Below are 2,368 nucleotides of genomic sequence, written 5' to 3' on the forward strand. Positions count from 1 at the left end.
ATAAAAAGAAAACCATAACAAGAGCTAAAAAATCATAACCACCCTTTGGGATGGCAACAATTTTTAGCCATTACGTTGTGCCGCATACAAAGAGAGTCGATGAATAAACTAATAGCCATATTTATTTTATTTTTATCTACAAACTTGACACATGGACAAGGGTTTGTAAAAATGGATACAATTGAAAATCCGAAAGAATTAAAGAACGTTTTCACAGGACTTGATTTTCAAACAATTCATGTTGACTTCAATGGAGACGGACTAAAAGATTATATATGCCAACCTGATTATAAAACAGAATTGATTGACCCACACAAGGAAGTATGGATAAATTCAGATTTTAATAAAGTAAAGTCAATTGAGAAATATTGGATGGATTATGACTTTTTCTGGTTCGTAAATATTGACTCTGACCCTGAACCTGAGATATTTTCAGCAACTGGATATTCAGATGGAATCGATTATTGTTTTATCGATCAAAATTTAAAGACTGGAAAGAATTCAATTTTGTTTTACTTTAATCCTGTGATACTCGATTCTGATAAAAAATATTGGGGTTATCCGTGGGATATTAAAGATTTAATCTTAAAACGAGAGAATGGACAAGTAAAGATAAAATGCTCACTTGACCACAAAATAGAAAGAGATGGGGAGATAATTCGTCCTGATTCTCAAAGTCAATTTCCTGTGATTTGTTTTACAGGAAAATCAACTCAGCCAAATATAAATGTCGAACACATAAATAGATTCGAATGGTTGACAATAACCGAAATAATAGATAAGATTAATATTAACGAGAAATAAAAGTACGACGGCACAACATCAGCTAATCTCCATCCACCGGTCGACACGCCCGCTGGTCGTAGTTTAGCCATTACGTTATATTTTATTGAATAATAAACTCATTCTAAAAAGTTGAAATCTTATGAGGGTATTTATATATTTTTCAATAATGTCTTTATTCTTTTCTTGTAGAGAAAATTACGACAGAGAAAATCTATTTAAGAATACTGAATATTATAATTCTTCTAATATTTTCCTTCTAGATACTGCAAATAACTTTTTGAGCATAAAAAAATTCATAAAAAGTCAGAGTGTAAATGTTATGTCAAGTTTGTTATTTAGAGAAAATCAAGAAGTTCCAATATTGAGTAATTTATCCTATCTAATAAACAATGGTGATGGAGGGTGCTACAAGAAACGGAATATTTTAATTATTAATGATACTTCAAAAATAACAGAACAAAGAATTATAGATTTCATCTTAAACAATAATAAAAGCAAAAAATTATCAGAATCACCCTTAAAAGCTATATTGGTTTTAGCTTATTCAGATACCTATCAGGTAGAAAAGATATCAAAAGATTTGGAGTCAATCTTAAATGCTTATAAAAAGGCATGGAGGCTTTATTCAAATAATAATCTAATAAACATGAAACAACAAGAGTTACTAGGAATATATGAAGCAATACCATGTAACATAATTATATTATATTCTTCAGACATTCAATCTAATAAGTATTAAACAATAAATTAAAAACAAAATATAACATCAACTAAACTCCAATCACGGTTGACGCAACCGCTCTCGAGTTTAGTCATCACGTTATAGGTAAAAATCAATTCTAGAAAATGAAACTGATAAACTATTTTAGATTATTTATTTTAACACTATTCTTAATTTTATACTATATCTCTTTTTTTACAAACATACATTTAGAATATAAAGAAATTATTTTTCTAGTTATTGGATTGATTTATATTTTACTAACAGTTTTTTCTATTATTAAAATAAAAACGTATGAACCTGAAGATTATAATTTTTTATATCCATATCATTCTTTATTTATAGGAGTAAATCAGTGGTTTTATTCATTATCGTATTTACTTATAGGAGTATTAAATGTATTCAATGGATACATTTATTTTGGATCTTTTTTAAGTATATTCTCTATAACATTTATTATTGAAAGATTAATCAAGAATAAAAGAATGATATTTAACGTTGAATTTAATTCTGAAAAATTAGTTATTAATGAAGACATAAATAGAGAAATATTCTACTCAAAAATTGAAGATATTCAAATAATCAATTCTAAAAAAATTAAAATCATTACATCAGAAGATAAAGATGTAATCATGAATACAAATAGAATTAGACGTGACCATAGAGACAAGTTTAAATCTCAATTACTTAACTTAAAGAAATAAAATTTTAAAAAAGAATACCTATAACAATAGCTAAACTCCAAGTCTCGGCCGACACGTCCTCGCTCGTAGTTTAGCAATTTCGTTACAGATCATTCAATCTAACAAACAACATCAACTGATGAAATCAATAAAGATAAAATATATAATTTATTACGTA

The 2,368-nt window shown here is 27.1% G+C and carries 3 protein-coding genes; all 3 read left to right on the plus strand.

Going from position 1 to position 2,368, the window contains the following annotated elements:
• The first annotated feature begins 99 nt into the window (after positions 1-99).
• The 3 genes from QL232_RS27185 to QL232_RS27195 all read left to right on the plus strand — a co-directional run bounded on the left by QL232_RS27185 (position 100) and on the right by QL232_RS27195 (position 2,211).
• Positions 100-804, plus strand: a complete 705-nt coding sequence (locus QL232_RS27185) for a hypothetical protein (RefSeq protein ID WP_281616495.1) — start codon at positions 100-102, stop codon at positions 802-804.
• A 121-nt stretch (positions 805-925) separates the two neighbouring features.
• Positions 926-1,525: a hypothetical protein gene (locus tag QL232_RS27190; protein ID WP_281616496.1), complete on the plus strand. Its 600-nt coding sequence runs from the start codon at positions 926-928 to the stop codon at positions 1,523-1,525.
• Positions 1,526-1,632: 107 nt separating this feature from the next.
• Positions 1,633-2,211 (plus strand): hypothetical protein, encoded by a 579-nt coding sequence (locus tag QL232_RS27195; protein ID WP_281616497.1) that lies wholly within the window; start codon positions 1,633-1,635, stop codon positions 2,209-2,211.
• Positions 2,212-2,368 lie beyond the last annotated feature (157 nt).

The sequence above is a fragment of the Flammeovirga sp. SubArs3 genome (assembly GCF_947387565.1).
GTDB lineage: Bacteria > Bacteroidota > Bacteroidia > Cytophagales > Flammeovirgaceae > Flammeovirga > Flammeovirga agarivorans.